Annotated in this window: 18 protein-coding genes; 12 read left to right on the plus strand and 6 right to left on the minus strand. The window is 53.1% G+C overall.

Going from position 1 to position 21,697, the window contains the following annotated elements; all coding sequences use genetic code 11:
* From accC to HG1285_RS10860, 5 genes are read right to left on the minus strand one after another with little or no spacing between them, the layout of a single operon-like run.
* On the minus strand, positions 1-1,335 hold the full coding sequence (gene accC / locus HG1285_RS10880; protein ID WP_008287136.1) for an acetyl-CoA carboxylase biotin carboxylase subunit: 1,335 nt from the start codon (positions 1,333-1,335) through the stop codon (positions 1-3).
* Positions 1,336-1,338: 3 nt separating this feature from the next.
* On the minus strand, positions 1,339-2,394 hold the full coding sequence (locus HG1285_RS10875) for a DegT/DnrJ/EryC1/StrS aminotransferase family protein (RefSeq protein WP_008287137.1): 1,056 nt from the start codon (positions 2,392-2,394) through the stop codon (positions 1,339-1,341).
* 31 nt (positions 2,395-2,425) lie between these two features.
* Complete coding sequence (locus tag HG1285_RS10870; RefSeq protein ID WP_008287138.1) at positions 2,426-4,252, minus strand: DUF2207 domain-containing protein; 1,827 nt, start codon at positions 4,250-4,252, stop codon at positions 2,426-2,428.
* The gene (locus HG1285_RS10865; protein ID WP_008287139.1) at positions 4,245-4,805 is read right to left on the minus strand and encodes a LemA family protein; all 561 of its coding nucleotides are present in this window, start codon (positions 4,803-4,805) and stop codon (positions 4,245-4,247) included. The genes HG1285_RS10870 and HG1285_RS10865 overlap by 8 nt, the downstream gene beginning before the upstream one ends.
* Before the next feature lie 10 nt (positions 4,806-4,815).
* The gene (locus tag HG1285_RS10860; protein ID WP_008287140.1) at positions 4,816-5,913 is read right to left on the minus strand and encodes a PilZ domain-containing protein; all 1,098 of its coding nucleotides are present in this window, start codon (positions 5,911-5,913) and stop codon (positions 4,816-4,818) included.
* Positions 5,914-6,053: 140 nt separating this feature from the next.
* On the opposite strand from HG1285_RS10860, the gene HG1285_RS10855 reads away from it, so the two are divergent.
* From HG1285_RS10855 to HG1285_RS10810, 12 genes are all read left to right on the plus strand, one after another.
* Complete coding sequence (locus HG1285_RS10855; RefSeq protein WP_008287141.1) at positions 6,054-6,341, plus strand: hypothetical protein; 288 nt, start codon at positions 6,054-6,056, stop codon at positions 6,339-6,341.
* Between the two features lie 51 nt (positions 6,342-6,392).
* Positions 6,393-8,528 carry a bifunctional diguanylate cyclase/phosphodiesterase gene (locus HG1285_RS17310; RefSeq protein ID WP_008287142.1) on the plus strand — a complete coding sequence of 712 codons (2,136 nt, stop codon included), beginning with the start codon at positions 6,393-6,395 and terminating at the stop codon, positions 8,526-8,528.
* Positions 8,529-8,622: 94 nt separating this feature from the next.
* The gene (locus HG1285_RS10850; RefSeq protein WP_008287143.1) at positions 8,623-8,973 is read left to right on the plus strand and encodes a response regulator; all 351 of its coding nucleotides are present in this window, start codon (positions 8,623-8,625) and stop codon (positions 8,971-8,973) included.
* 70 nt (positions 8,974-9,043) lie between these two features.
* On the plus strand, positions 9,044-10,936 hold the full coding sequence (locus HG1285_RS10845; RefSeq protein ID WP_008287144.1) for a methyl-accepting chemotaxis protein: 1,893 nt from the start codon (positions 9,044-9,046) through the stop codon (positions 10,934-10,936).
* Positions 10,937-10,945: 9 nt separating this feature from the next.
* Positions 10,946-12,337 (plus strand): chemotaxis protein CheW, encoded by a 1,392-nt coding sequence (locus HG1285_RS10840; protein WP_008287145.1) that lies wholly within the window; start codon positions 10,946-10,948, stop codon positions 12,335-12,337.
* Positions 12,324-13,475, plus strand: coding sequence for a methyl-accepting chemotaxis protein (locus tag HG1285_RS10835; RefSeq protein ID WP_008287146.1), 1,152 nt, complete (start codon positions 12,324-12,326; stop codon positions 13,473-13,475). The genes HG1285_RS10840 and HG1285_RS10835 overlap by 14 nt, the downstream gene beginning before the upstream one ends.
* Positions 13,476-13,488: 13 nt before the next feature.
* A complete protein-coding gene (locus HG1285_RS10830) occupies positions 13,489-13,845 on the plus strand; it encodes a response regulator (protein WP_008287147.1) in 357 nt (118 codons plus the stop codon).
* Complete coding sequence (locus HG1285_RS18725; protein WP_008287148.1) at positions 13,842-16,079, plus strand: chemotaxis protein CheA; 2,238 nt, start codon at positions 13,842-13,844, stop codon at positions 16,077-16,079. Before HG1285_RS10830 ends, HG1285_RS18725 begins: the two co-directional genes overlap by 4 nt.
* 21 nt (positions 16,080-16,100) lie before the next feature.
* Positions 16,101-17,162, plus strand: a complete 1,062-nt coding sequence (locus HG1285_RS10825; RefSeq protein WP_008287149.1) for a chemotaxis response regulator protein-glutamate methylesterase — start codon at positions 16,101-16,103, stop codon at positions 17,160-17,162.
* A complete protein-coding gene (locus HG1285_RS10820; protein ID WP_008287150.1) occupies positions 17,159-17,926 on the plus strand; it encodes a HEAT repeat domain-containing protein in 768 nt (255 codons plus the stop codon). The genes HG1285_RS10825 and HG1285_RS10820 overlap by 4 nt, the downstream gene beginning before the upstream one ends.
* Position 17,927: 1 nt before the next feature.
* Positions 17,928-18,746, plus strand: coding sequence for a protein-glutamate O-methyltransferase CheR (locus HG1285_RS10815; protein ID WP_008287151.1), 819 nt, complete (start codon positions 17,928-17,930; stop codon positions 18,744-18,746).
* Positions 18,736-19,107, plus strand: a complete 372-nt coding sequence (locus HG1285_RS10810; RefSeq protein ID WP_008287152.1) for a response regulator — start codon at positions 18,736-18,738, stop codon at positions 19,105-19,107. Before HG1285_RS10815 ends, HG1285_RS10810 begins: the two co-directional genes overlap by 11 nt.
* Here HG1285_RS10810 and HG1285_RS18730 read toward each other — a convergent pair.
* Positions 19,091-21,631: an EAL domain-containing protein gene (locus tag HG1285_RS18730; protein WP_008287153.1), complete on the minus strand. Its 2,541-nt coding sequence runs from the start codon at positions 21,629-21,631 to the stop codon at positions 19,091-19,093. The genes HG1285_RS10810 and HG1285_RS18730 overlap by 17 nt on opposite strands.
* Positions 21,632-21,697: the final 66 nt, after the last annotated feature.

Consider the following 21,697-nt stretch of genomic DNA (forward strand, 5'->3'; position numbering starts at 1 on the left):
CTACACCATCATCTCTTCAACGAACCCTATGTGGTGCCTTCCCTCCTTGAACTCTTTGGTCTTTAAAACCCTCTTGTGGAACTCAACGTTCGTCTTAAGACCTTTCCCTGAGGCTATGAACTCGTCCAGTGCCCTCAACCCCCGCTTTATGGCTTCCTCCCTCGTCTCACCCCAAACTATCACCTTTGCGAGCAGGGAGTCGTAGTAGGGAGGAACTCTGTAGCCTGCGTATATGTGCGTGTCAACCCTGACGCCCATCCCTCCCGGCAGGACAAGCTCTTCAACCATTCCGGGAGATGGAAGGAAGTTGTCGGGGTCTTCAGCGTTTATCCTGAACTCAACGGCGAAGCCGTTCCTCTTAACCTTTCCGATCCTGAGCTTCTGTCCGCTCGCCACCCTGAACTGCCACTTCACTATATCAACACCGGTTACCATCTCTGTGACAGGGTGTTCCACCTGAACCCTACCGTTCATCTCCATGAAGTAGAAGTTACCCTCCTCGTCCATCAGGAACTCCACGGTGCCTGCCCCCTCGTAGTTTATCTCCCTGCAGAACTCCACAACAGCCTCCTCTATTTGCTTCCTCTTCCTGTCCTCAACGGAGGCGCTGGGCGCTTCCTCTATCAGCTTCTGGTGTCTCCTCTGGATTGAGCACTCCCTCTCACCGAGGACTGCGATGTTCCCGTGGGAGTCCGCGAGAACCTGAAACTCTATGTGCTTTGGGTTTATTATGAACTTCTCAACGTAAACCCTCCCGTCGCCGAAGGAGACCTCTGCCTCCTGGACTGCAACGGGGAACTTCTCTCTCAGCTCCTTCTCGTTGAAGACTATCCTTATTCCCCTTCCTCCGCCCCCCGCAGAGGCTTTTAGGACAACAGGGTAGCCTATCTCGCTCGCTATCTCTATCGCCTTCTCAAGGTCTGTTGCACCGGAGCTTCCGGGCACGAGAGGTATACCAACCCTGCCAGCTATCTCCTTCGTCTTTATCTTGTCCCCTATGAGCTCAAGGGTTGAGGGTGCGGGTCCCACGAACTTGACACCGCTCTTGGTCACTATCTCCGCGAACTTGGGGTTCTCCGCAAGAAATCCATACCCCGGGTAGACGGCGTCCGCATGGGAGACCTCAACGGCCGACATTATGGTTGGGACATCAAGGTAACTCTTGGAAGGCTCCGGGGGACCTATGCAGATAGCCTCGTCCGCAAGCCTGACGTGTAAGGAGTCCTCGTCTGCCTCCGAGTAAACGGCGACAGTCCTGATACCGAGCTCCTTACAGGCTCTTATGGCGCGAACCGCTATCTCTCCCCTGTTGGCTATAAGGACTTTTTTGAACATCTATCAGATTATCTTACCAGATGACACCGCCCTCAAAAGAGCACCTATTATGAGCTCTACCTCTTCCTCCTTCAGGTAAGGGTGAACCGGTATGGAGAAGACCTCCTTTCTGAACCTCTCTGCGTTCGGTGTGGGCAGGTGCTCCGAGTTTCTGAGCTCGTGGAGGAGGTAGTTATAGTACACCCTCGCGTCTATACCGCTCCCTTTGAGCTCCTCTATGAGCCTGTCCCTCTCGGGGTGCATCAGTGTATAGAGGTGATAAACGTGCAGGGAGTCTTCCCTCTCAAGGGGCGTGGTGAAGTCCTCCGAGAAGGCTGAGGTGTACCTGCTCGCTATCTCCCTGCGTCTCTCGTTTCTCTCTTTAAGTTTCCTGAGCTGTATCGTCCCTATCGCCGCCTGGAACTCTGTTATCCTCACGTTGAAAGCCGGGTGGTCTCCGAAGTCTATCCAGCTCTCTATCTTCTTGGCGATATCGGGGTCGTCCGTGGTGAGGGCTCCTCCCTCTCCCATCGGGACGTTCTTTGAGGCGTAGAAGCTGAAGGCTCCTATGTGTCCCCACGCCCCAGCCCTTTTACCCTTCAGCTCCGCTCCATGAGCCTGAGCGGCATCCTCTACCACGTAAAAGCCGTACTTCTCCGCAAGGAACATGAGACCTTCCATATCAGCCATGCCACCGTAGAGGTGAACTGGCATGACTACCTTCGGTCTGAACCTCTTTACCGCATCCTCAAGCTGATTAAGGTCCATCGTGAAGAACTCGTCCACGTCAACCACCACGGGCTCTCCGCAGGCGAGGTAAACGGAGTCTATGGTTGCCATGAAGCTCATCGCTGGGACTACGACCCTGTCCCCTTTGTCAACGCCTAAGGCTCTTAGAGCTATGAAGAGGGCTGTGGTTCCGGAGCACACTGTATAGCAGTGTCCTACGCCCACGAACCGGGCGAACTCCTCCTGAAAGGTCTTCGTCCACCTGCCACGGGTTATCTGGTGGCTCTCTATTATCTCTATTACCGCTTCCTTCTCTTCCTCCGAGAAGATGGGTTCCACTATCTTTATCATGGCTTTAAGTGAAGTATTATATCAGGCAACGCTACCTTCCCCCTGCACCTCCTCCGCCGAAACCTCCCCCGACACCGAAGCCGCCCCCAAACCCTTTTCCGGAAGAGCCCCCAACGACCACAGCCCTGTAGGCGCCTCCCACGTCGCTGTATAGGAGGCTAAGCCTCATCCTCATGTAACGCCCTTCCCACACTTCGGGTATGTCCACCTTCAGCTTGCTCAGAGCCTCTTCAACTTTGTCCGCAACGCCGAGGGCTATGGCGTATATGAGCCACTCCTTCCAGACGGATACGTCATCAGGAGAGTACTTCTGGAGCATAGCCATATCGGACAGAAAGTTCTTGAAGGCTTCCCACTCAAGCTTTTCTTTGTAGTGGTTCTCTCTCCACCTGCCGAAAACCTGGGGTGGCATAAGTATCCAGGGTAGGTTTGAGACGACCACGCCTCCGAGAGCCAGCACGAGGACATCGTAAGCGTAAACCCCTTCCTTCCTGAACAGGAAGAACAGGAGCACAGCCACAATGCCGAGCAGGAGCGAAACCCCTATCCCGAGCCTCTTCATGAGCCTGTGCCCTCTGGTGCTCAGAAACTCCTTCACCAGCTTCCTGTCCCTGAACTCAAAGACCTCCTCAAAGTCCTTCTTCAGCCTCCTTATCCCGTACTTGTTGTTGCTTTCAACGTAGGAGTCCAGTAGCCTCTTTATCTCCTTCAGGGAGAAGACGCCCTTTCCGTAGTAGGAGTACCTGTCTATGAAGGAGAGAAGTTTTATCTCGTAGGCGTCTTCGGGAACCTTTCCGGTGTGCTTTATCTTCACGTCATCGTCGCTAAGGTCTATCTCTACGAACCCCCTCCTCTCAAGGTCAATAAGGGTTGCATAGAAGGCGTTCTCGTCAGCTCTGGTGGAATCCCCCTCAAAGAGCATATTAACAACCCAGGGCTTCCTCTCAGGCTTGGGAACGTAGCTCAGGTGTTCGGGGACGGTGAAGTTAGCTTCAGAGCCGAACTTCCTGTAGAGGAGTAGAAGTCCAAAGGGCACGCCCAGAACGTAGGCGACGAGGAGGGGCTTTATGAACCCCCTGAGCACGTGCAGGAATGTGTTCAGAGCGTTGGCGCTCTCGGTTCTGGCTCTAACGCCCACTACGTACCTTTCGTACCCTTCAATTCCAACGGGTCGGAGCAGGAACTCAAGCTCAACGAGGCTGTCGGTTGGGGCGACCCCCTCTACAAACCAGAGGTTGCCCTGCCTCTTCACCGAGAACTCGGGAATGTGTACGAACACCTCCTCTATGGAGTTCAGCCTGTCGTCAATCCTGATCTCAACCCTCTCGTAGTAGATGTGTCTGTCGGCGAGCTTCAGGTTTATGTGTTTGTTCCTCTCGTCAAACTCAATGGGTGGAAGCACCTCGTACTCAAAGAGGGCTGTGTAGCTCCCCGGTGGAAAGGTCTTCGTGTTCAGTATACCCACCTCGTTGTTGAATGCTTTGCTGAGGACGAACTCTGCGAGTTCGTAGTCGTACTCCCCCATGTGTACCCTACCCTTAAAGTCCTTGACGTAGGTGATCCCGTCGCCCTGCAGGGACAGAACCCTTACGTGGGGCTTATCTATCTCTCCCTCAACGAGGAGGGGAGCCCTCCAGACCCTGTAAAGCATCCTGAACCTGCTCTCGTCCTTCACCCTGAAGACGTAAACCTCCTTCAGCCTCAGCCTCTCGGAGAGCTTAATCTCAGCCCTGTAAGTGGCCGTTAGACCCGATATGAACCTTCTGGGGTCTGTCTCGGCGAGCACCACCACTCCTACCGAAAACAGGAGAGCGAGCACTATGAGCCTGAAGAGCTTTCTGTCCTCTCCCCTAAACATTCCACCTCACGTCGGGTTTCTGCTCTACCTCCTCCCCGAAGTCAAGGTATTCCATCTTTTGAAAGTTGAACGCCCTCGCCACGAGGTTTGAGGGGAAGGTGTCCGTTTTCGTATTGAACTCCTGAACAATGTTGTTGTAGGTGTATCTGTGTCTTGCGAGCTCGTCCTCCACGCTCCTTATGGAAGAGGTGAGCTCCTTCACCACCTCGGAGGTCTTCAGCTCCGGGTAGGCTTCAACGGTGACGAGGATGTTTCCAAGAAGGTTCTTCGTCTCTCTCTCTATCCTGCTGAGCTCCCCGGGTTCCGAGCTGCCGAGCACGGAAGACCTGAGCTCTACAACCTTCTCAAGGGTGTCCTTCTCAAACCTTGCGTAGCTCTTAACGCTCTCAACGAGCTGCGAGATCATGTCTATGCGCTTCTTCAACGCCACCTGAACCTGCCCGAGGGTGGCTTCCGCTCCGTTCCGTAAGCTTTGAAAGCGGTTGTAGGTGCTTACAAGGTAGAAGGCTGAACCCGCAAGCAGAGCGAGGACTATCAGCGTGCTTATGTCCATGAAAACCTCCTCAGGAGCCTTTCAGCTCCCTCAGTATCTCAAACTGCCTCTCCATGACGTAATCGCTGACTATCTCCTCCTTGCGAAGGTCAAGCTCGTAGCTCAGTCCTACGCGAAAGCCGTTCTCATACGCGTCCAGGTGCTTTACGACAGCCTCCGTTTTCACCTCCCCCTTGGGTAGCCTGAATGACACCTCCACGAGGTTACCCTCACTGAGCTCTCCCGTATCCTTAGTGTATATACCCACACCTCCCACCGATATGTCCGTTATGCTCCCCGAGAGGGTGTGGTTTCCCTTCCTTATCTCCGCCCTGATGGGCTCCTTCGGGGCGACCCTCACGTATCCCCTCCTCTCCTGGGGAAGCTCAACGAAGCCCACCAGCTCCACCTCCATGACCTCATTCCTGTTGTCTATGTCCCTGATGACCACAGCGACCGTCTTGGGCAGGTTTATGTGCTTTATATAAACTTCATCGTCCACGTTGAAGACCTTAAGGTCACACAGGCTCACCGTTAGAGTCCCCTCCTCAATATCTATTATCTTTGACCTGCATATTATAGGGACTTCCTTGTAGAAGGTTATTATCTCTATGTTCCGCTTTCCCTGAGAGAACTGGTTTTCAAAGAACTCTATTATCAGTCCTCTCTCTCCCTCCACCCTAACCTTGTCCTTCTTCTTGACCTCATTCCTGAGCTCGTTTATGTACCTCGTGTAGGCGCTCTCCACGGCGGATATGTACAGGTCTATGAGGGATACAAACGCCTTTATCCTGTCGTGGTTTGCACCCGTGTTTATCACGTGGTCAATGTAGTCCTTTAGCATCTCAAGGAGAGCTTTGGACAGGATAGCCCTCAGGTCTATCTCGTAGTTGGCGAGTCTGTAGGAGAACTCGCTAAGCTCCTGGGTGGGGTCTCTGTTGAAGGAAAACATCATGAGGTAGAGCTTGTCCACGAGGGTGTTGAGGCTCTGAGAACTCAGGAGCTTGGGCTTTTCATCGCTCAGATATTTCAGGAAGACCTCCTGGAACTTGGGTTTGTACTGAACGAAGAAGTCCCTGTCCGGTGACAGGTTATCCCTTAAAGTCTGGAAACCCACGAGGTCTTCCATCTGTTAAATTATATGTAATCACCGCTCCTGTGAAAGGGTGCTCTCCCGGCACTGATGCCGTAATTTTACGGCAGTATTCAGGTTTACCAACACCTTGGGCGGGTATATCATTAAAGGCTAATAAACAGTGGAGGCGCGTATTGAAGAAGAAGACCTACGTATTTGACGACAGCACACTGGACATGATAGATAAGTTGAAGTGTGAGCTGAACCAGAAGGAGGTCACCATTCTCAAAGAGGCTGTTAGGCTCCTCCACGAGTATCACTGTGACAGGAAGGAGACTTACGAATCCCTTAAGGAGATAGTCCAGAAGCTTGACTACATAGTTAAGAGGATTGAGTCCCTGAGCTACCAGCTGGGTCAGTGTAGGGAGAGGAACGAGCAGCTTGAGAGAAAACTGAGGGAACTAACTGAGAACAGTGCATAGTGAATATAATTATCCTCTATGGGGTGCCCGCTCCCCCGCGTATTGAGGGAGATGCTTTACAGGTCTCTGACGGGCTTTATATTCATAACCGCCCTTGCGGTCTCCGCCCTCACGTCCCTGCTCGTCTTCGGCGTGATCGGTTTAATACTCACAGACCTGCTTTCCCATACAGACACCGCCGGTGTCCCCTCAGCTCAGGAGATATTCGGAGAGTACCTGTGGGAACTACTCTTGGCTTCAACCCTTCCTCCCATCGTTGGGGCTCTACTTGTGACCTACGTCCTGCGGGCGAAGGTGTCCAAAGCCATCAGGAGACTAAGGGAAAAAACCACAAGGCTGTCCAGCAACCCCCTCCTTGAGGAGCTCTCCCGGGAAGACCTCGGCTTTTACGAGCTGAACCTGCTCAGGGACAGCTTCCTCAGAATAGCTCAGACCCTCAGGGACACGACCGCAAGCAGAGACATAACGGAGCTTGAGCTCAGGCTCACCAAAGCCCTCGTCATACCCTCCGATGTTCCCAAGAAGTGGGATGACACCGCAAGGACTGTTGCCGAAAGGCTCTCCGAAGTGGTTCCCCTTAACTGCATGTTCGTGGGCTTTTCCGGAGAGGACGGCGAAGCCGTGGTTGAGTTCTTCTGGTTCTGTGACAGGGACGGGTCTTACGAAGAGGAGGTTAAGGAGCGTATAAGGAAGACCCTCCCCGGGCTAAAGGAGATCAAGCTCAGAGCCCACAGCCTCACAGCCGGCGACAAGAGAGAGGGAGAGCTTGTAGGGGTCTTCTTCAGGGACGCCTCCGTAGGAGGCGTGTTCTGCTCAGGTATGTTCATAGGGGAACGGGACTCAGCGAGACTCAAGGTCGTTGAGGGCTTCCTACCAGCCCTTATGAGCGTTCTTGGTTCAGCGAAAGCCCTTGAGGAGTATGCGAGGAATATAGAGTACTACGCCACGAGAGACCCTCTTACGGGTCTGTACAACCAGAGGGTCTTCTGGGAGCTCCTTGAGTACGAGATAGAGAGAGCCCAGAGGAGAGGTTACAGCTTCGCTGTCTTGATGATTGACCTTGACAACTTCAAGGTTATAAACGATACCTACGGGCACGACTTCGGGGATAAGTTCCTCCGGGAGTTCGCAAAGCTTATGCGGAAAACCTTCAGGAGGGAGGACATAGTTGCGAGGTACGGAGGGGACGAGTTCGTGGTCATACTGCCCTACGCATCGGAGGAGGAGGCTCTGAGGAGTGCCAGGAGGTTCATAGAGGAGCTGGACAACTTCTACGTTGAGGCGCCCGACGGCAAGCCCATAAAGGCAACCGTCTCCATAGGTATAGCCCTCTACCCCCAGCACGGCGAGAGCACCCAGGAGCTCTTCCTCACGGCGGACAACATAATGTACAGGGCTAAGGCAGAGGGAAAGAGCAGGGTTATGCTCCCCACAGACACAGACCTAACAAGGACGGCAGAGAGGGAGGGAAAGGTAGGGATATTAGTCCTTGAAGCCCTTGAGAAGGAGCTCGTGCTTCCCGCCTTCCAGCCGATAGTTGACACAAAGACCGGAGACGTCCACGCTTACGAAGTCCTGATGCGGATAAGGGAGGACGGTAAGCTCGTGAACGCTTCCAGGTTCATTCACGTGGCAGAGAGGATGGGCATAATCCACAGACTTGACCACCTCTTGATGGACAGAGCCCTTGAAAAGGTGAAGGAGACAGACTTCTCCGGCAGATTGTTCTTTAATTTATCCCCGAGGTCTCTCGTGCTGGAGGACTTCTTGAAGGACGTTATAGAGCTCGTTGAGAAACACGACTTTGATCCAGACCGTATGGTCTTTGAGATAACCGAGAGGGACACCGTAAAGAGCATAGACCTTCTCAAGGGGTTCGCCGAGAGCTTAAAGAGGGAAGGCTTCCACTTTGCGGTTGACGACTTCGGCTCCGGCTTCGCCTCTTTTCTGTATTTAAAACACCTCCCGGTTGATTACGTTAAGATTGAAGGTGAATTCGTGCGCTCTATTCTCAGCAGTAAGATGGATAGAGCTTTTGTTATAAGCATAATAGCCCTCGCAGAGACCCTTGAAATAAAGACCATAGCTGAGTTTGTGGAGAGCGAAGAAGTTTTTAAGGCTATGAAGGGCGTAGGGGTTAACTACGTTCAGGGTTATTACGTGGGCAAACCCCGCACTGAGCTTTAAAACAGACCTTAAAAGGTATTTTAAAAACCGGGTTCTGTAAAAATACATAAGTTTTCGGGTTGATCCTCAGCCCTTTTAATCAATATTGTTCAAAATGAAACTTATAGTAGCCACCGGTTCAAAGTTCTTTGGAGAGGCTTTAAAACTTATACTTGACCCTTTAGCGGACAGGGTGGATGTAGCCTCAAGCCCGGAGGAGGTGGTGGAGCTCCTGAAGGAGAACGACCACGACGTTATAATATGCGACCTCGCCTGCGAGAACGGCGCGAAAAGCGCTGAAAAGATAAAACGTCTGAAGCCCAAGGCGAAGGTTATCCTCTTCTCCTTTGACCCCCCGAACAGGCATGCGGAGCTTATAGGGGAGGTCGGCGCTGATGGTTACATAAACAGACCCTTAGACCCTGAGGCTGTAATTGAGTCCCTGAACGCCCTCAAACAAAATTAAAGAAAAATACGTATTCGCCCGATTAATTGTTTTAGTAAGGCATCTCCTCTAAGTAAAAGGAGGTAAGGGTATGAAAGATATACTCCCTCCGGAAGAGGGTGGTATGGGTAGGAAGGTCTCCAGAAAGCTATCGGAACAGAAGCAGCAGAGGACGTCGGCACGCAAACAGGCTCTCGTGGAGAGGCTCGCCTCAGCCTCGGAGGAGGTTGCGGCGTCGGTAGCCGAGATATCAGCCGCAACGGAGGAGGCTCGCCGTTCTGCGGAGACAGTTGCCTCCGCTGCAGAGGAGGCAGCCCGTTCAACGGAGGAGAACAGGAGGGCTGTTGACAAGATATCAGCCCAGATAGAGAAGGGAATGGAGGAGGCAGACAGGCTCCACTCCATGGTGGAGGAGCTTTCCAAGAGGACTCAGGCTCTCTCCGGGGATATAGAGAACCTCTCCCAGAGCATACTGAGCACCGCAAACAAGATTGAGGGGACTGTGGACACCGTGAAGGTTATAGAGGAGACCTCTCAAGATATAGAGAACGTTACGAGCTCCATACTGAGGATAGCGGACAGGATAAACCTCCTTGCCCTGAATGCCGCCATAGAGGCTGCAAAGGCTGGTGAGCATGGAAAGGGCTTTTCCGTAGTTGCGGAGGAAGTCCGCATAATGACCGAGATGTCCGAGAAGAGCGCCACCCAGATACAAGACCTGCTGGGTGCCATAGTTGAGAGCATAAGGAACGTGGTAGAGCAGATAAACACCCTCGTCCAGGAGGGAAAGAAGCAGGTTGACGTGATGCAGGAGGTCGTGGGTGAGTTTGAGAAGATATCCAAGATGACCCAGGACCTGACCCTGGCGGTTGAAGACTTCATAAACCTCTTCAGGGAGGAGCTCAGAGCCCTTGAGGAGCTGAAGGCGAGCTCGGAGCAGGTAGCCTCCGCTTCCGCTGAGCAGTCTTCCGCCGCAGAGGAGATATCAAGGTCTGTGGGTGAGCTCGCCACCGCGATGGACGAGATAAACTCAGCCGCCGAGGAGCTGAGGAGGATGGCTATGGAGCTGAGGGACGCTCCGTCCATAGAGGCTAAGGCGGCCGAGCAGGTTGCAGCCGCCGCGGAACAGCTTTCAGCTTCCGTTGAGCAGTTCTCAGGTAGCATAGAACAGGTTAAGCAGGCGGTTGATCAGCTCTCTGCCGCCGCTGAGGAGCAGGCGAGGGCTGTGGACGGTATGTTCAACCTCGCCAAGGGAGTTAAGGACGCCTCCCAGAACGTCCTTAAGAGCGCTCAGGACAGCCTTGAAGTCCTCAGCAGAGCCCTTGAAGCCTACTCAAAGGGCAAGGAATCTCTCCTTAAGGCGCGCCAGAACCTTGAGGAGCTGAGAACAGGCGTTGAGGAGAATATGGACAGCCTCAGGGAGCTCAGGAAGAGGACAGCCAAGATGAACAGGATAATAGGAAAGCTGGAGCTCATAATGGTTCAGACCAACATGCTCTCTGTGAACGGCTTTATAGAGGCGGCACGTTCGGGGGAGTTCGGCAAGGGCTTTGAGGTGGTCTCCTCCGACATAAAGAACCTCTCAATGGAGGGTAGCGAGAACATAGAAGCCCTCCAGAGCAGCCTGACAAACATAGAGGAGCAGTTTGATGTGTTCGCCCAGCTCCTTACGGTTGCCTCCGCGGAGGTGCTCGCCGATATGGAAACCTCCTCAAAGACAGCCAGCGCTACCGAAGAGAGCGTTGAGATAACCAAGAACGCCTACGGCGTTATGGAGCAAACAGCCAAGGGCGCTCAGGATACCCTTGAGAGGGTGGAGGGCATAGTCCACTCCTCCGAGCAGATAGCCTCCGCCGCAGAGGAAACGGCGAGAACTACAAACGAGCTTGCCCAGGCTATAAGCCAGATAGAGGATGCCGTCCGACAGATAGCACAGGCTATAGATGAGCTCGCAGCCGTGGCGGATGAGCTTCAGGTTTACTGAGGAGGCTCCATGCTGAGTTTTACGCTCTTCAGGGTCGGTGATGAGCTGTTCGCTTACGAGACGGCGAAGATCTCCGAGACCGTCAAGGTGGACAGGGTGTTTCCGGTTCCCCTTGCCCCTCCACACCTGAAAGGTGTCATAAACCTGCGCAACAGGGTGATACCCCTGATAGACATGGGGGTGCTCTTATGGAACAAGCCCGTTGAGAGCGACACCGCCATCATACTTGAGATAAACAGCGAACTGGTGGGACTCCTGATAGACAGGGTAGTGGGTATAACCAGCGTTGATTGGGGAGACATAAAGTCTAAGGAGGACATTGAAATAAAAGACCTCCGGGAAGACCTGATAAGGGGTGTATTTGAGAGGGACGGCTCGGTTGTGTTTATCCTTGAGCTCTCCCCAGTTGTTCAGAAAAGGGAAATTAAGGGGAAGAAGGAGAAGCGTAGGAAGACGAAGGAAGGGGATAGAGAAGGCGGCGATAAGGAGGAGCTCTCGGGCTTCGTTATATTTCCTCTCGGAGGAGAGTGGTATGCCTTTCCCGTTGAGGAGGTCAGGGAGATAATAAACTACCCCTCCCACGTGTCTCCCATACCCCAGAGTCCTGCTTACGTTGAGGGTGTCTTCCTCCTGAGAGGTGAGGAGCTCGTTCTCATGTCCCTGAGGGGTATGCTCGGGGTGAACTCGGACAGACCAGAGCAGAGGGTTATAATCCTCAAGCTCGGCGGTGCCACCGTGGGCGTCGCCGTGGACGACGTCAAGGAGATAAAGTGGGTTCCCAAGGACTCAATCCTATCCTCTGAGGGTGAGGAGAGGTCTGGGATACTCGTCCTTGACGGGGGAGAGAGGCTCGTTTACCTCCTGAGCGTCTCTGACATAGTGGACACCAGCGAGATAGAGGGACTCGTAGAGCAGGGTGAAGAAGAGGGTGAAGAGGAGGTGAAGGACATGAAGAGCTTTGTGAGGTTCACAGTGGGCAGCATAGACATGGCTATACCCATAGAGAAGGTTCAGGAGGTCATAGAGGTTGAAGAGCTCACACCCCTTCCCGGTGCACCCGATTACGTCAGGGGTATGTACAACCTCAGGAACTCGGTCATAGTCGTGATAGACCTCGCCCAGAAGCTCGGTGTGAAGGCGGAGGGGGATTCCAACAGGACGGTCGTCCTTGAGGAAATGCCCGTGGGCTTGGTGGTTACGAAGCTCCGGGGGATAATGAAGACGGAAGAGGAGAACCTGCAGCCGGCGGAAGACCTTGCTGGTTTGGAGGAGAACCTCCTTGAAGGCATAATAAAGACCGAAGAGGGTGACATAGTTTTCGTCCTTGACGTGGACAGCGCGGTTCAGGAGGATGAGCTTAAACTCATAAAGGAGGGAGCCCTTAAGGATGGAGCTGAGTAGGGAAGAGGAGTTTCTGAAACTTACCGAGGTGATACTGAACACCGCTCGGGCAACGAGCGAGCTGCTGGAGAGCGCTTCCATGGTGGAGCTTGACCAGATATTCGGCGGCGTTCTGGAGAAGCTCAACACCTTTTTCAAGAAGGTTGAGGAGAGCTTCAGGGACTTCGTGATCTTTGAGCGTTACACCACCTGTGCTTACACGAGCGAGCTCGGCTACGGACTCAGGGACATACCGCCGGAGGTTAAGGAGAGGGTCTGGGAACTCAGGGATAGCAAGGAAGTTTGCGGCTTTACGGGTGAGGAGTGCAAGTGCAAGAAGTCCATAGACTACCTTAAGCATCGCTTCTCTGAGAAGATACAAGCCCTCCTCTCCTCGGGAGACGTAATGAGGTCAAGCTCAAGGGAGCTGAGGGAAGGCATAGAGGAGCTCGGTAAGGAGGTTGAGTCCCTCACGGTTAGCGCCAAGAAGATAATGAACATAGCGGAGATAATAGAGATAATAGCCCTGAACGCTTACATAGAGGCAGCCCGCCTGGGAGAAGAGGGAAGAGGTTTCAAAGTTATAGCGGACGAAGTTCGCAGGGCTTCCGTCAGGACGAACGAGCTCGCCTCGGAGATAATTGAGTCCATCCGCTTACTCCACGAAAGGTTCAGCAGGCAGCTGGAGAAGCAGACGAGCTTTGATGAAAGCATGGGCAACCTTGAGAGGGAGCAGAGGGAGTTCAGCGAAAAGTTGAACAGAGACCTCCTCTGGATGGCTCAGAACTTCGTTGACTTCCTTGACTACGTGAGGAACTCCGTTCAGGAGGACATGAGACTGCTTGAGGACGTGAGGCAGACCATTCTGTCCGTCCTGCAGACCATAGACCTCACTAACCAGAGGATGCAGAACACCCACAAGGCTCTCGGGTTGCTCTCCAACATGATAGAGGACTTTGAGAGGGTTTTAAAGGGAGAGAAGTCCGTAGAGGACGCTTACGCGTATATACAGAGCCTTTACGAGGAGTTCAAACGCATACCCAAGCTGAGGGACGAGAGGGAGGTTATAGCGAGGGCAGAGGGCAACAGGTTAGATCACCAGCAGGACATAGTGGGCGAAAAGCTTGAGGATACGGACACCGACATAGAACTATTTTAGGAGGTGTGGAGCCATGAAGAGAGCGCTCGCCGTTGATGACTCGGCCACGATGAGAAATCTCGTTAAGATAGCCCTTGAAGCGGAAGGTTTCACCGTGGACACCGCCGAGAACGGACAGGAAGCCCTTGAGCTCACCAAGAGAAACACCTACGACATAGTTATAAGCGACATAAACATGCCCGTGATGGACGGTCTGACCTTCCTCAGGGAGTTCAGAGCGAACAACAAGAGGACTCCCGTACTCATGCTCACCACGGAGACGGAGGCGCGCAAGAAGGAGCAGGCTAAGTCTCTCGGAGCTACCGGGTGGATAGTGAAGCCCTTCAAACCCGAAGACCTCGTGAAGGTGGTTAAGAGGGTGGTGAGATGAAGTTCCTCATAAAGTTCAGGCTCGGCAAGAGCGTCTTTGAGAGGGCGATAGACCCGAGGTTTTACATAGAAGACCTCAAGGAGCTTGGTGAAACCGAGGTCAAGATAATAAGGGAGAACATACCCGCGCCCGACGAGGAGCCCACCGATGAGCACGTCTTTGAGGCGGACGTGATACTTGAAACCGACAGGACTAAGGAGGAAGTCCTTGAGCTCCTTGAGTTTATCCTTGAAGACGGCGTTGAGGTTGAAGTCCTTGAGGGAGAGGAGAGCGCGGAGAAGAAGGAAGAAACTAAAAAGGAAGAGGGAGAGATACCCCAGGCTCTCCTTGAGAACTACAAGCTTGAAACGGAGGAGATACTCTCAAGGCTCAGGGGAACCCTTGAGGAGCTTGCTGAAAACCCCGGAAGCGTGGAGCTTATAAACGAGGTTTTCAGGAGCTTCCACACCCTTAAGGGTAATACGGGCTTAATAATCTCCTACAGGGAAGAACCCAACCTGAAGTACATACACGAGATAACCCACAAGGCTGAGACCGTCCTTCAGAAGGCGAGAGACTCGGGTATAGGATTAACGGACAGACAGGTTGAGATCCTTCAGGAGCTCGTTGACAGGCTGGACGACCTCTTTTTAGCCTTCTCGGAGGGGAAGGAGGAGGACGCCGAGGACGTCTTTGAACTTCTTGAGGAGCTCGGCAGCAGCACTGAGAAGAAGGAGGAGCTCAAACAGGGCGAAGGGCTACCCGCCGATGTGTCCGCACTTCTGAACGTGGCTTCCCAGTACATACCGGTTTACAGGGAACTCTGCTCCAAGGAGGAGCTCAACGAGGAAGAGGAGGACTTCTTCAGACGTTCCCTTCTGACTCTCCACAAGCTCACCAAGGAGCTCGGCTTTGAGGAGCTGAACAAGAAGATAAAGGAGCTCCAGAACGCCTTTGGGAACGTTGACTTTAAAGAGTTCTGTCAGAACCTTGAGGAGCTTGCAAACGACCTCCAGAAGCTTGTTGAGGAAAAGAGCAAGGAAGTGAAGAAGGAGGAGAAGAGGGAGGACAAGAAGTCCTTTGACGCCTCAAAGTACGTCACACGCACCAGCTACCTGAAGATTGAGGAGAGCATGGTCAGAGACCTCATGGACATAGTGGGAGAGCTCTCCGTCTTTAAGGAGTGGATATACCTGTTCGCTTCCAAACTCCAGAGGACTTACGGAGTTCCGGAGGCTGCGAAGGAGCTCAAGGATAACATACACAGGTTCAGGAGTCTGATGGATAGCTTACAGAGGACTGTCCTTGAGATGAGGATGATACCCGTCTCAACTCTCTTTGAGCGCTTCCCCAAGCTGGTCAGAGACCTCTCCCGCACCCTCGGGAAGAAGGTCAAGCTGGAGATAGAGGGCGGAGACACCAAGCTGGATAAGGTTATAGTTGAAAAGATAGCCGAGCCGATGATACACCTTATAAGGAACGCGATAGACCACGGCATAGAGACCCCCGAGGAGAGGGAAGCCCTCGGAAAGCCCATAGAGGGACACATAAGGATAAGAGCCTTCCAGGAGGGAGGCAACGTGGTCATAGAGGTCTCGGACGACGGAAGAGGGATAGACGTTGAGAAGGTGAGGCAGAAGGCTATTGAAAAGGGTCTGTACACGGAGGAGGAGCTATCCCACATGAGCGAGGAGGAGATACTCCAGATAATATTCCAGCCCGGATTTTCCACCAAGGAGCAGGCTACCGAGCTCTCTGGCAGGGGCGTTGGCATGGATGTGGTGGCGAGTACCATACGTGAGTTCGGGGGAGAGGTGAGCCTCCAGACCCAGAAGGCTATGGGAACCACCGTAAAGCTCCTGCTACCCCTGACCCTGGCTATAAGGAAGATCCTACTCGTGCGCATAGGTGATGTTACCTTCGGTGTTCCTGCGGAGGACGTTGGAGAGGTGCTGAAGATAGGAAGGAAGGACATAAAGAGCCTGAAGGGGCTTAAGGTAGTGTACCACAGGGATAAGGTTCTTGAGCTGGACTTCGTGAACGAGAGGCTCGGTATTCAGAGCACAGCCAACGGCACCGTAACCCTCCTGATAGACAACGCCCTCACGAGGGGCGTTGTGGTTGACGAAGTCCTGAGTACAATAGACACAGTGGTCAAGCCCCTGCCCTCGTCGCTGGTCACATCGGAGGACATAAGCGGCATCACCATACTTGGTGATGGGAGCATAGTTTACATACTTGAAGTCCTTAAGTAGGTTCTGTGAGGTGAAAGTAACATGAAAAAGATAAAGGTTCTCGTTGTAGATGACTCTGCCTTCATGAGGAAGGCGCTCAGAGAGATACTTGAGAGCGACCCCCAGATAGAGGTCGTGGACACGGCGAGGAACGGCAAGGAAGCCCTTGACAAGGTGGCTCAGCTCAAGCCCGATGTGGTCACCCTTGACATAAACATGCCCGTGATGGACGGCAAGGAAGCCCTCAAGCTGATTATGGAGACCAACCCCCTGCCGGTGGTGATAGTTTCCTCTCTGACCACAGACGAAGCCCCCATAACCATGGAGCTTTTAGACCTGGGAGCCTTTGATTACGTTCCCAAGCCCTCGGGCACCATATCCCTTGACATACACAAGGTAGCTGAGGAGATAGTTGCCAAGGTGAAGGAAGCCTACAGGGCGCGCCACAGAATTTCAAGCAGGAAGCCCTCTCCGAGGGCGTTGAAGACCTCCTTCCAGCCTACAAAGAGGGGACTTGCCGAGTACATAGTGGCTATAGGCATATCAACGGGGGGACCCGCAACCCTCATAGACATACTCCAGGACTGCGAGGTTGACGAGGAGACAGCCTACCTCGTGGTTCAACACATGCCTCCCCAGTTCACCCCATCCCTTGCCAAGAGGTTGTCGGAGTATACCCCTATAGACTTCTTTCACGCCTCCCACGGGCAGGCGGTTCTCGGTGGGCACGGCTACCTCGCTCCCGGCGGATGGCACATGAAGGTTACTCCCGACAAGAAGATAAAGCTATTCAAGGACGACAGCTACATATACTACCCCTCCGTTGACGTCCTCTTTGACTCCGTGGCTGAGGTTTACTGCCCCAACGCGGTGGGTGTCCTCCTGACGGGGATAGGCAGGGACGGAGCGGAAGGACTTCTGAAGATGAAGCAGAGGGGTTGCATAACGATAGCCGAGTCCGAGGAGACGGCGGTGGTTTACGGGATGCCTGCCGCAGCCAAGGAGATAGGTGCCGCCATGGAGATACTCCCCGCTTACAGGATAGCATCGGCTATAAAGAGGCACATTCGCAGGATAAAGGAGCGTTCTGGAGGTAGGGTATGAAGGAGGAACTTCTTAAGAAGCTTGAGTCGGAGGATAAGAGGGAGGTTAGGGAAGCCATAGAAGCCCTTGAGGAGTTTTCAGACCCGGAGGTGGTCAGGGCTGTGGTTAAGGCTCTGATCGCCAAGAAGAGCAAGGCGGTTCTGGAGGCGGGGAAGTCCCTACTCATCTCCTTCAGGGGAGATCCAAAGGTGGTCTGTGAGGAGGTCATAAGCCTCTTTGAACACCCGGAGCCCAAGCTGAGGCAGTCCGCCATAGACATACTCGCCAGCAGGGGAGACCTGTGCTTAGACGTCGTCAGGGAGAGGCTCATAGAGAATGAGGACTACAACATGAAGAAGTTCGCCCTTGACATACTCGCCCTCGTGGGGAGTGAGAGGGCACTTGAAGAGCTCGCCCCCCTCCTTGAGGACGAAAACCCCAACGTGAGCATGTCCGCCCTTGAGTACCTGAGAAACTTCTCTGACTTCAAGGACAGGGTTGTTGAGCTTCTCGTGAGGGTTATCCCTAAAATAAAGGATATGTACGGGCTCACTACCCTTGCCAGCACCGTCATATACGGCGAGATAAAGGATGAAAGGCTCGTGGCGCCCCTGAGGGAGAAGCTCTCAGAGCTATCAGACCCGATGGAGAAGCACTGGGTTTACAAGATGCTCATCTTCCTCGGGGACAGGAGCGTATACGACGAGGCTCTTGAGAACGCGAGGGCTGTCGGTATGGAGAGCGACATACAGAAAGACATGGAAATATTCGGAGGTCAGGAATAGGGTGTTCACGAAGCTCTACTACGACATACTCACCGACCTCATATACAAGAACACGGGGATAGTCTTTGACGAGAAGAAGAAGTACTTCGTGGAAAACAGGGTTAAGGAACATATGGAGGAGCTCGGCATAAGCTCCCTTAAGGAATACATATACAGGCTAAAGGTGGACAAGAACGTTCTCAAGGACTTCATCTCCAAGATAACGGTCAACGAGACCTACTTTTACAGGGAGTATTACCACCTGAAGGCTTTAGCCAGACTCGTCCAGACGGAGAATTTCGGCTACCCCGTTAAGGTTCTGAGTATACCCTGTTCAACGGGGGAAGAGCCTTACAGCATAGCGATAGTCCTGAACGAGGTGCTTGAGAACCCCCTCAAGTTTGAGGTGGTGGGTGTTGATATAGACAGGAACGCCCTTGAGCGTGCGAAGGAAGGTATATACGGTAAGAGGAGCGTTTCAAAGCTGCCCTCTGAGTATCTGGAGAAGTACTTTGACGAGACTCCGGACGGCAGGTGGAGGGTCAAGGAGATACTCAGGAGGAGGGTGAGGTTCTACGAGGGCAACATCCTTGACAGGCTCTTCATGAAGGGACTCGGGACTTTCCATTACGTATTCTGTAAGAACCTTCTGATATACTTTGACGACAGGGCGCGCATGCAGGCTATAAACAACCTCTACGACATAATGGCTGACGGGGGATACCTCTTCCTGGGGCATGCGGAGAGCGTGTCGCGCTCTTCGTCGTTGTTTGAGCCCGTCAAGATAGAGGGGACGATACTTTACAGGAAAGCGGTTGAGGAGGAAGAAGATGAGTGGTAACGGCAAGAAGGCTCTCGTGGTTGACGACTCCCTGACCATAAGGATATATCACTCCTCCCTTCTCAGGAACTTCGGTTACGAGGTGGACACCGCTGAGAACGGGCTTGAAGCCCTTGAGATGGCGATGAAGAAGAAGTACGACCTCGTGCTCTCCGACATAAACATGCCCGTGATGGACGGCTTTGAGTTCGTCAGGAAGCTGAGGAAGCTTGACGAATACAGGTTCACCCCTGTTGTGTTTATAACTACCCTCAACTCCGAGGAGGACAAGAGGAAGGCTTTTATGTCGGGTGGGACGCTTTACATAGTGAAGCCCATAAACCTGCAGGTGCTTGAGAAGATACTCAAGTCAATTTCCTGAAGGGCTTGTCCTCAAGGTATCTCTCAAACTCCTCCGGCGGGACGGGCGGTAAGAAGAGGTATCCCTGCGCTTGATCACAGCCGAGCTCCCTGAGGACTTTTCTCTGCTCCTCCTTCTCCACTCCCTCGGCGACGGCGATCATGCCAAAGGTGTGGGCGAGTAGAACGGACGCCTTCACTATCTCAAGGTCTTCCTTGTCTTCGGGTATGTCCCTTATAAACTCCATGTCTATCTTGAGCCCGTGAACGGGTAGCTTTTTAAGGTAAGCGAGGGAGGAGTGTCCCGTCCCGAAGTCGTCTATGTAGGTCTTTATACCCTTCTCCTTGAGGGCTTTTATAAGTTCTACGGACAGAGCCACGTCCTCCATCACAGCGGACTCCGTGATCTCAATCTCTATGTTGCAGAAGTCACAGTCGCAGGTCTCAATTGTCGTAAGGAACTGTTCTGCAAAGGAGGGAACCTTCAACTGCAGGGGAGAGAGGTTAACCGCTATGGGTACGCTCAAGCCTGCCTCTTTCCACCTCTCGCTCTGCTTCAGAGCCTCCTCTATCACCCACTCGCCTACCCTGTGTATCAGCTCTCCCTCTTCAAGTATGGGTATGAACTTGCCCGGAGGTACAACCTCTCCCGTCCTGAGCCACCTCAGGAGAGCCTCCGCCCCCACGACGGTGCCCGTTTTGAGGTCAACCTTGGGCTGGTAGAAGAGCCTGAACTCTCCCCTCTCAAGGGCGTATCTGAGGTTCGTTCTCACCTTTATCTTCTCCTCCGTCGCCTTTGAGACTCCCCGGGAGAACATTACGAGGCGGTTCCCACCGAGCTCCTTCGCCTTCTCAACGGACGCCATAGCGTTTGAGAAGAGTATCTCCGAGTTGTCAACGTCCTGTGGAAATATGGAGCCCCCGAAGGACAGCGTTATGAAGACGCTGTGCCCGTTTACGGGTATGGGTTTACTGAACTGTTTAAGTATCCGCTTTATCAGCTTATCTATGGCGTTCCGGGCTTCCTCCGAGTTCACTATCACCCCGAACTCGTCCCCTCCTACCCTGGCAAGGAAGTCCGAAGACCTAACGACCTCCCTTATCCTCCTCGCCACCTCCTTCAGCACCTCGTCCCCTACGGTGTGTCCCAGAGCCTCGTTCAGCTCCTTGAAGTGGTCTATGTCTATCAGCAGAAGTCCCACTTCGTCCCCGTGGGCTTTAGCCCTGCTCAGTGCCTCGTTCAGCCTGTTGATGAAGTTGGTTCTGTTTGGCAGACCGGTCAGAGGGTCGTTCAGGGTGAGGTAGGATATCCTCTCCTCCGAAGAAACCTTCCTTATACCAAAGGATACGTCGTGGGCTATCTCCCTGAGGAGCTCAGCCTCGTCCTCGGTAAACGCCTCGTCTCCGTACTTGGCAACTACTATGTAATGGTGCTTGCCATCAAACTCACCTATGGGTATGCAGGCTGAGACCTCCATGCTACCGAACTCACCCTCTTCGTGAAGGGTCTCCTCCTTGCCGTTTGCGGTGAACACGCCCGCGTACTTGAACCCTCCCTTGTTCCTCAGTATGTCGGCCACCGTTTTGAAGAGGTAGTCCGTGTCTTTCACGGTGGTTATAAGCGTGTTTACGGCGCTCAGGGCTTCGTAAAGCCTGCTGAGTTTCCTCATGGTCTCCTCGTGCTTTAATCTTTCCCTTATGTCCCTGAACACGACCACCGCGTAGTCGCTCTCGTCAAACTCGTACCTTCCGAGGCTCAACTCAACGGGTATCCACTCCCCACTTGACTTGTTCTCTATGTAAAAGATGCCCGAAACACCCTCACCCTTCTCTATGTAGAGCTTGCACCTGTGCCTCATAGTGTCCTCAAGCTCTCTGGGGTAGAGCCAGAATATCTCCCTTCCCACCACGTCTTTCTCTTCCAGCCCGAGGAGTTCCTCCATCTTCCTGTTTATGTCAACTATCCTCTTACTCTCAAGGTTCACTATAACCACGCCGTCGTTGACGGCGTCCAGTATAGTCTGATACTTCTTCTCCCCGCTCTTGAGTATCCTTGAGTAGTAGTAGGCGTCCAGCGATAGGGTTATGTCAAATATCACTGCCTTGAAGAGAGCTAAGAGGGTGGGAACGAGGTCTTCCGGGGGAACTTTGTCCTTTATAAGCTTTACAACCAGCTCAATCCATTTCGCGAAGGCTCCTGTGTAGTAGACAGAGTCAACCCCTTCCCTCTCGTGTGCCAGACCCACGTTGAGCCTCCTCAGGGCGTACTCAAGGTCGTAGTCCTCTTTAAGGAGCTCAAGGAGGTGACTGACCTGCTTCTCCTTCAGAGGTTTTATGTCCTTGCGCTCTATTATCCTCCTCGGCTCTTCAAAGTTGAGGAGGTGTTCGTAGAAGTCGTCAAATATCTCCTCAACGCTCTCTTCGTCAAGCTTTTCAGCCAGAGCTTTAAGAAGCCTCCTGTCCTCCTCGCTCAGGTTTATGTACCTGAGTCTCTCCCTTACCTTCTCCTCGTCAAGGCGGAGGAGCTTAGCTATCCTGTCAATCACCGTTAAGATAACAATATACAGATTTTTACAGCAAAGTTAACCTGCTCTTTGTCATGAACTTTTACA

This window comes from Hydrogenivirga sp. 128-5-R1-1 (assembly GCF_000171895.1).

Coding starts and splice junctions, on each gene's coding strand:
- accC (WP_008287136.1), bottom strand. CDS start 1,335: ATGTTCAAAAAAGTCCTTATAGCCAACAGGGGAGAGATAGCGGTTCGC.
- HG1285_RS10875 (WP_008287137.1), bottom strand. CDS start 2,394: ATGATAAAGATAGTGGAACCCATCTTCTCGGAGGAAGAGAAGGAAGCG.
- HG1285_RS10870 (WP_008287138.1), bottom strand. CDS start 4,252: ATGTTTAGGGGAGAGGACAGAAAGCTCTTCAGGCTCATAGTGCTCGCT.
- HG1285_RS10865 (WP_008287139.1), bottom strand. CDS start 4,805: ATGGACATAAGCACGCTGATAGTCCTCGCTCTGCTTGCGGGTTCAGCC.
- HG1285_RS10860 (WP_008287140.1), bottom strand. CDS start 5,913: ATGGAAGACCTCGTGGGTTTCCAGACTTTAAGGGATAACCTGTCACCG.
- HG1285_RS17310 (WP_008287142.1), top strand. CDS start 6,393: ATGCTTTACAGGTCTCTGACGGGCTTTATATTCATAACCGCCCTTGCG.
- HG1285_RS10850 (WP_008287143.1), top strand. CDS start 8,623: ATGAAACTTATAGTAGCCACCGGTTCAAAGTTCTTTGGAGAGGCTTTA.
- HG1285_RS10845 (WP_008287144.1), top strand. CDS start 9,044: ATGAAAGATATACTCCCTCCGGAAGAGGGTGGTATGGGTAGGAAGGTC.
- HG1285_RS10840 (WP_008287145.1), top strand. CDS start 10,946: ATGCTGAGTTTTACGCTCTTCAGGGTCGGTGATGAGCTGTTCGCTTAC.
- HG1285_RS10835 (WP_008287146.1), top strand. CDS start 12,324: ATGGAGCTGAGTAGGGAAGAGGAGTTTCTGAAACTTACCGAGGTGATA.
- HG1285_RS10830 (WP_008287147.1), top strand. CDS start 13,489: ATGAAGAGAGCGCTCGCCGTTGATGACTCGGCCACGATGAGAAATCTC.
- HG1285_RS18725 (WP_008287148.1), top strand. CDS start 13,842: ATGAAGTTCCTCATAAAGTTCAGGCTCGGCAAGAGCGTCTTTGAGAGG.
- HG1285_RS10825 (WP_008287149.1), top strand. CDS start 16,101: ATGAAAAAGATAAAGGTTCTCGTTGTAGATGACTCTGCCTTCATGAGG.
- HG1285_RS10820 (WP_008287150.1), top strand. CDS start 17,159: ATGAAGGAGGAACTTCTTAAGAAGCTTGAGTCGGAGGATAAGAGGGAG.
- HG1285_RS10810 (WP_008287152.1), top strand. CDS start 18,736: ATGAGTGGTAACGGCAAGAAGGCTCTCGTGGTTGACGACTCCCTGACC.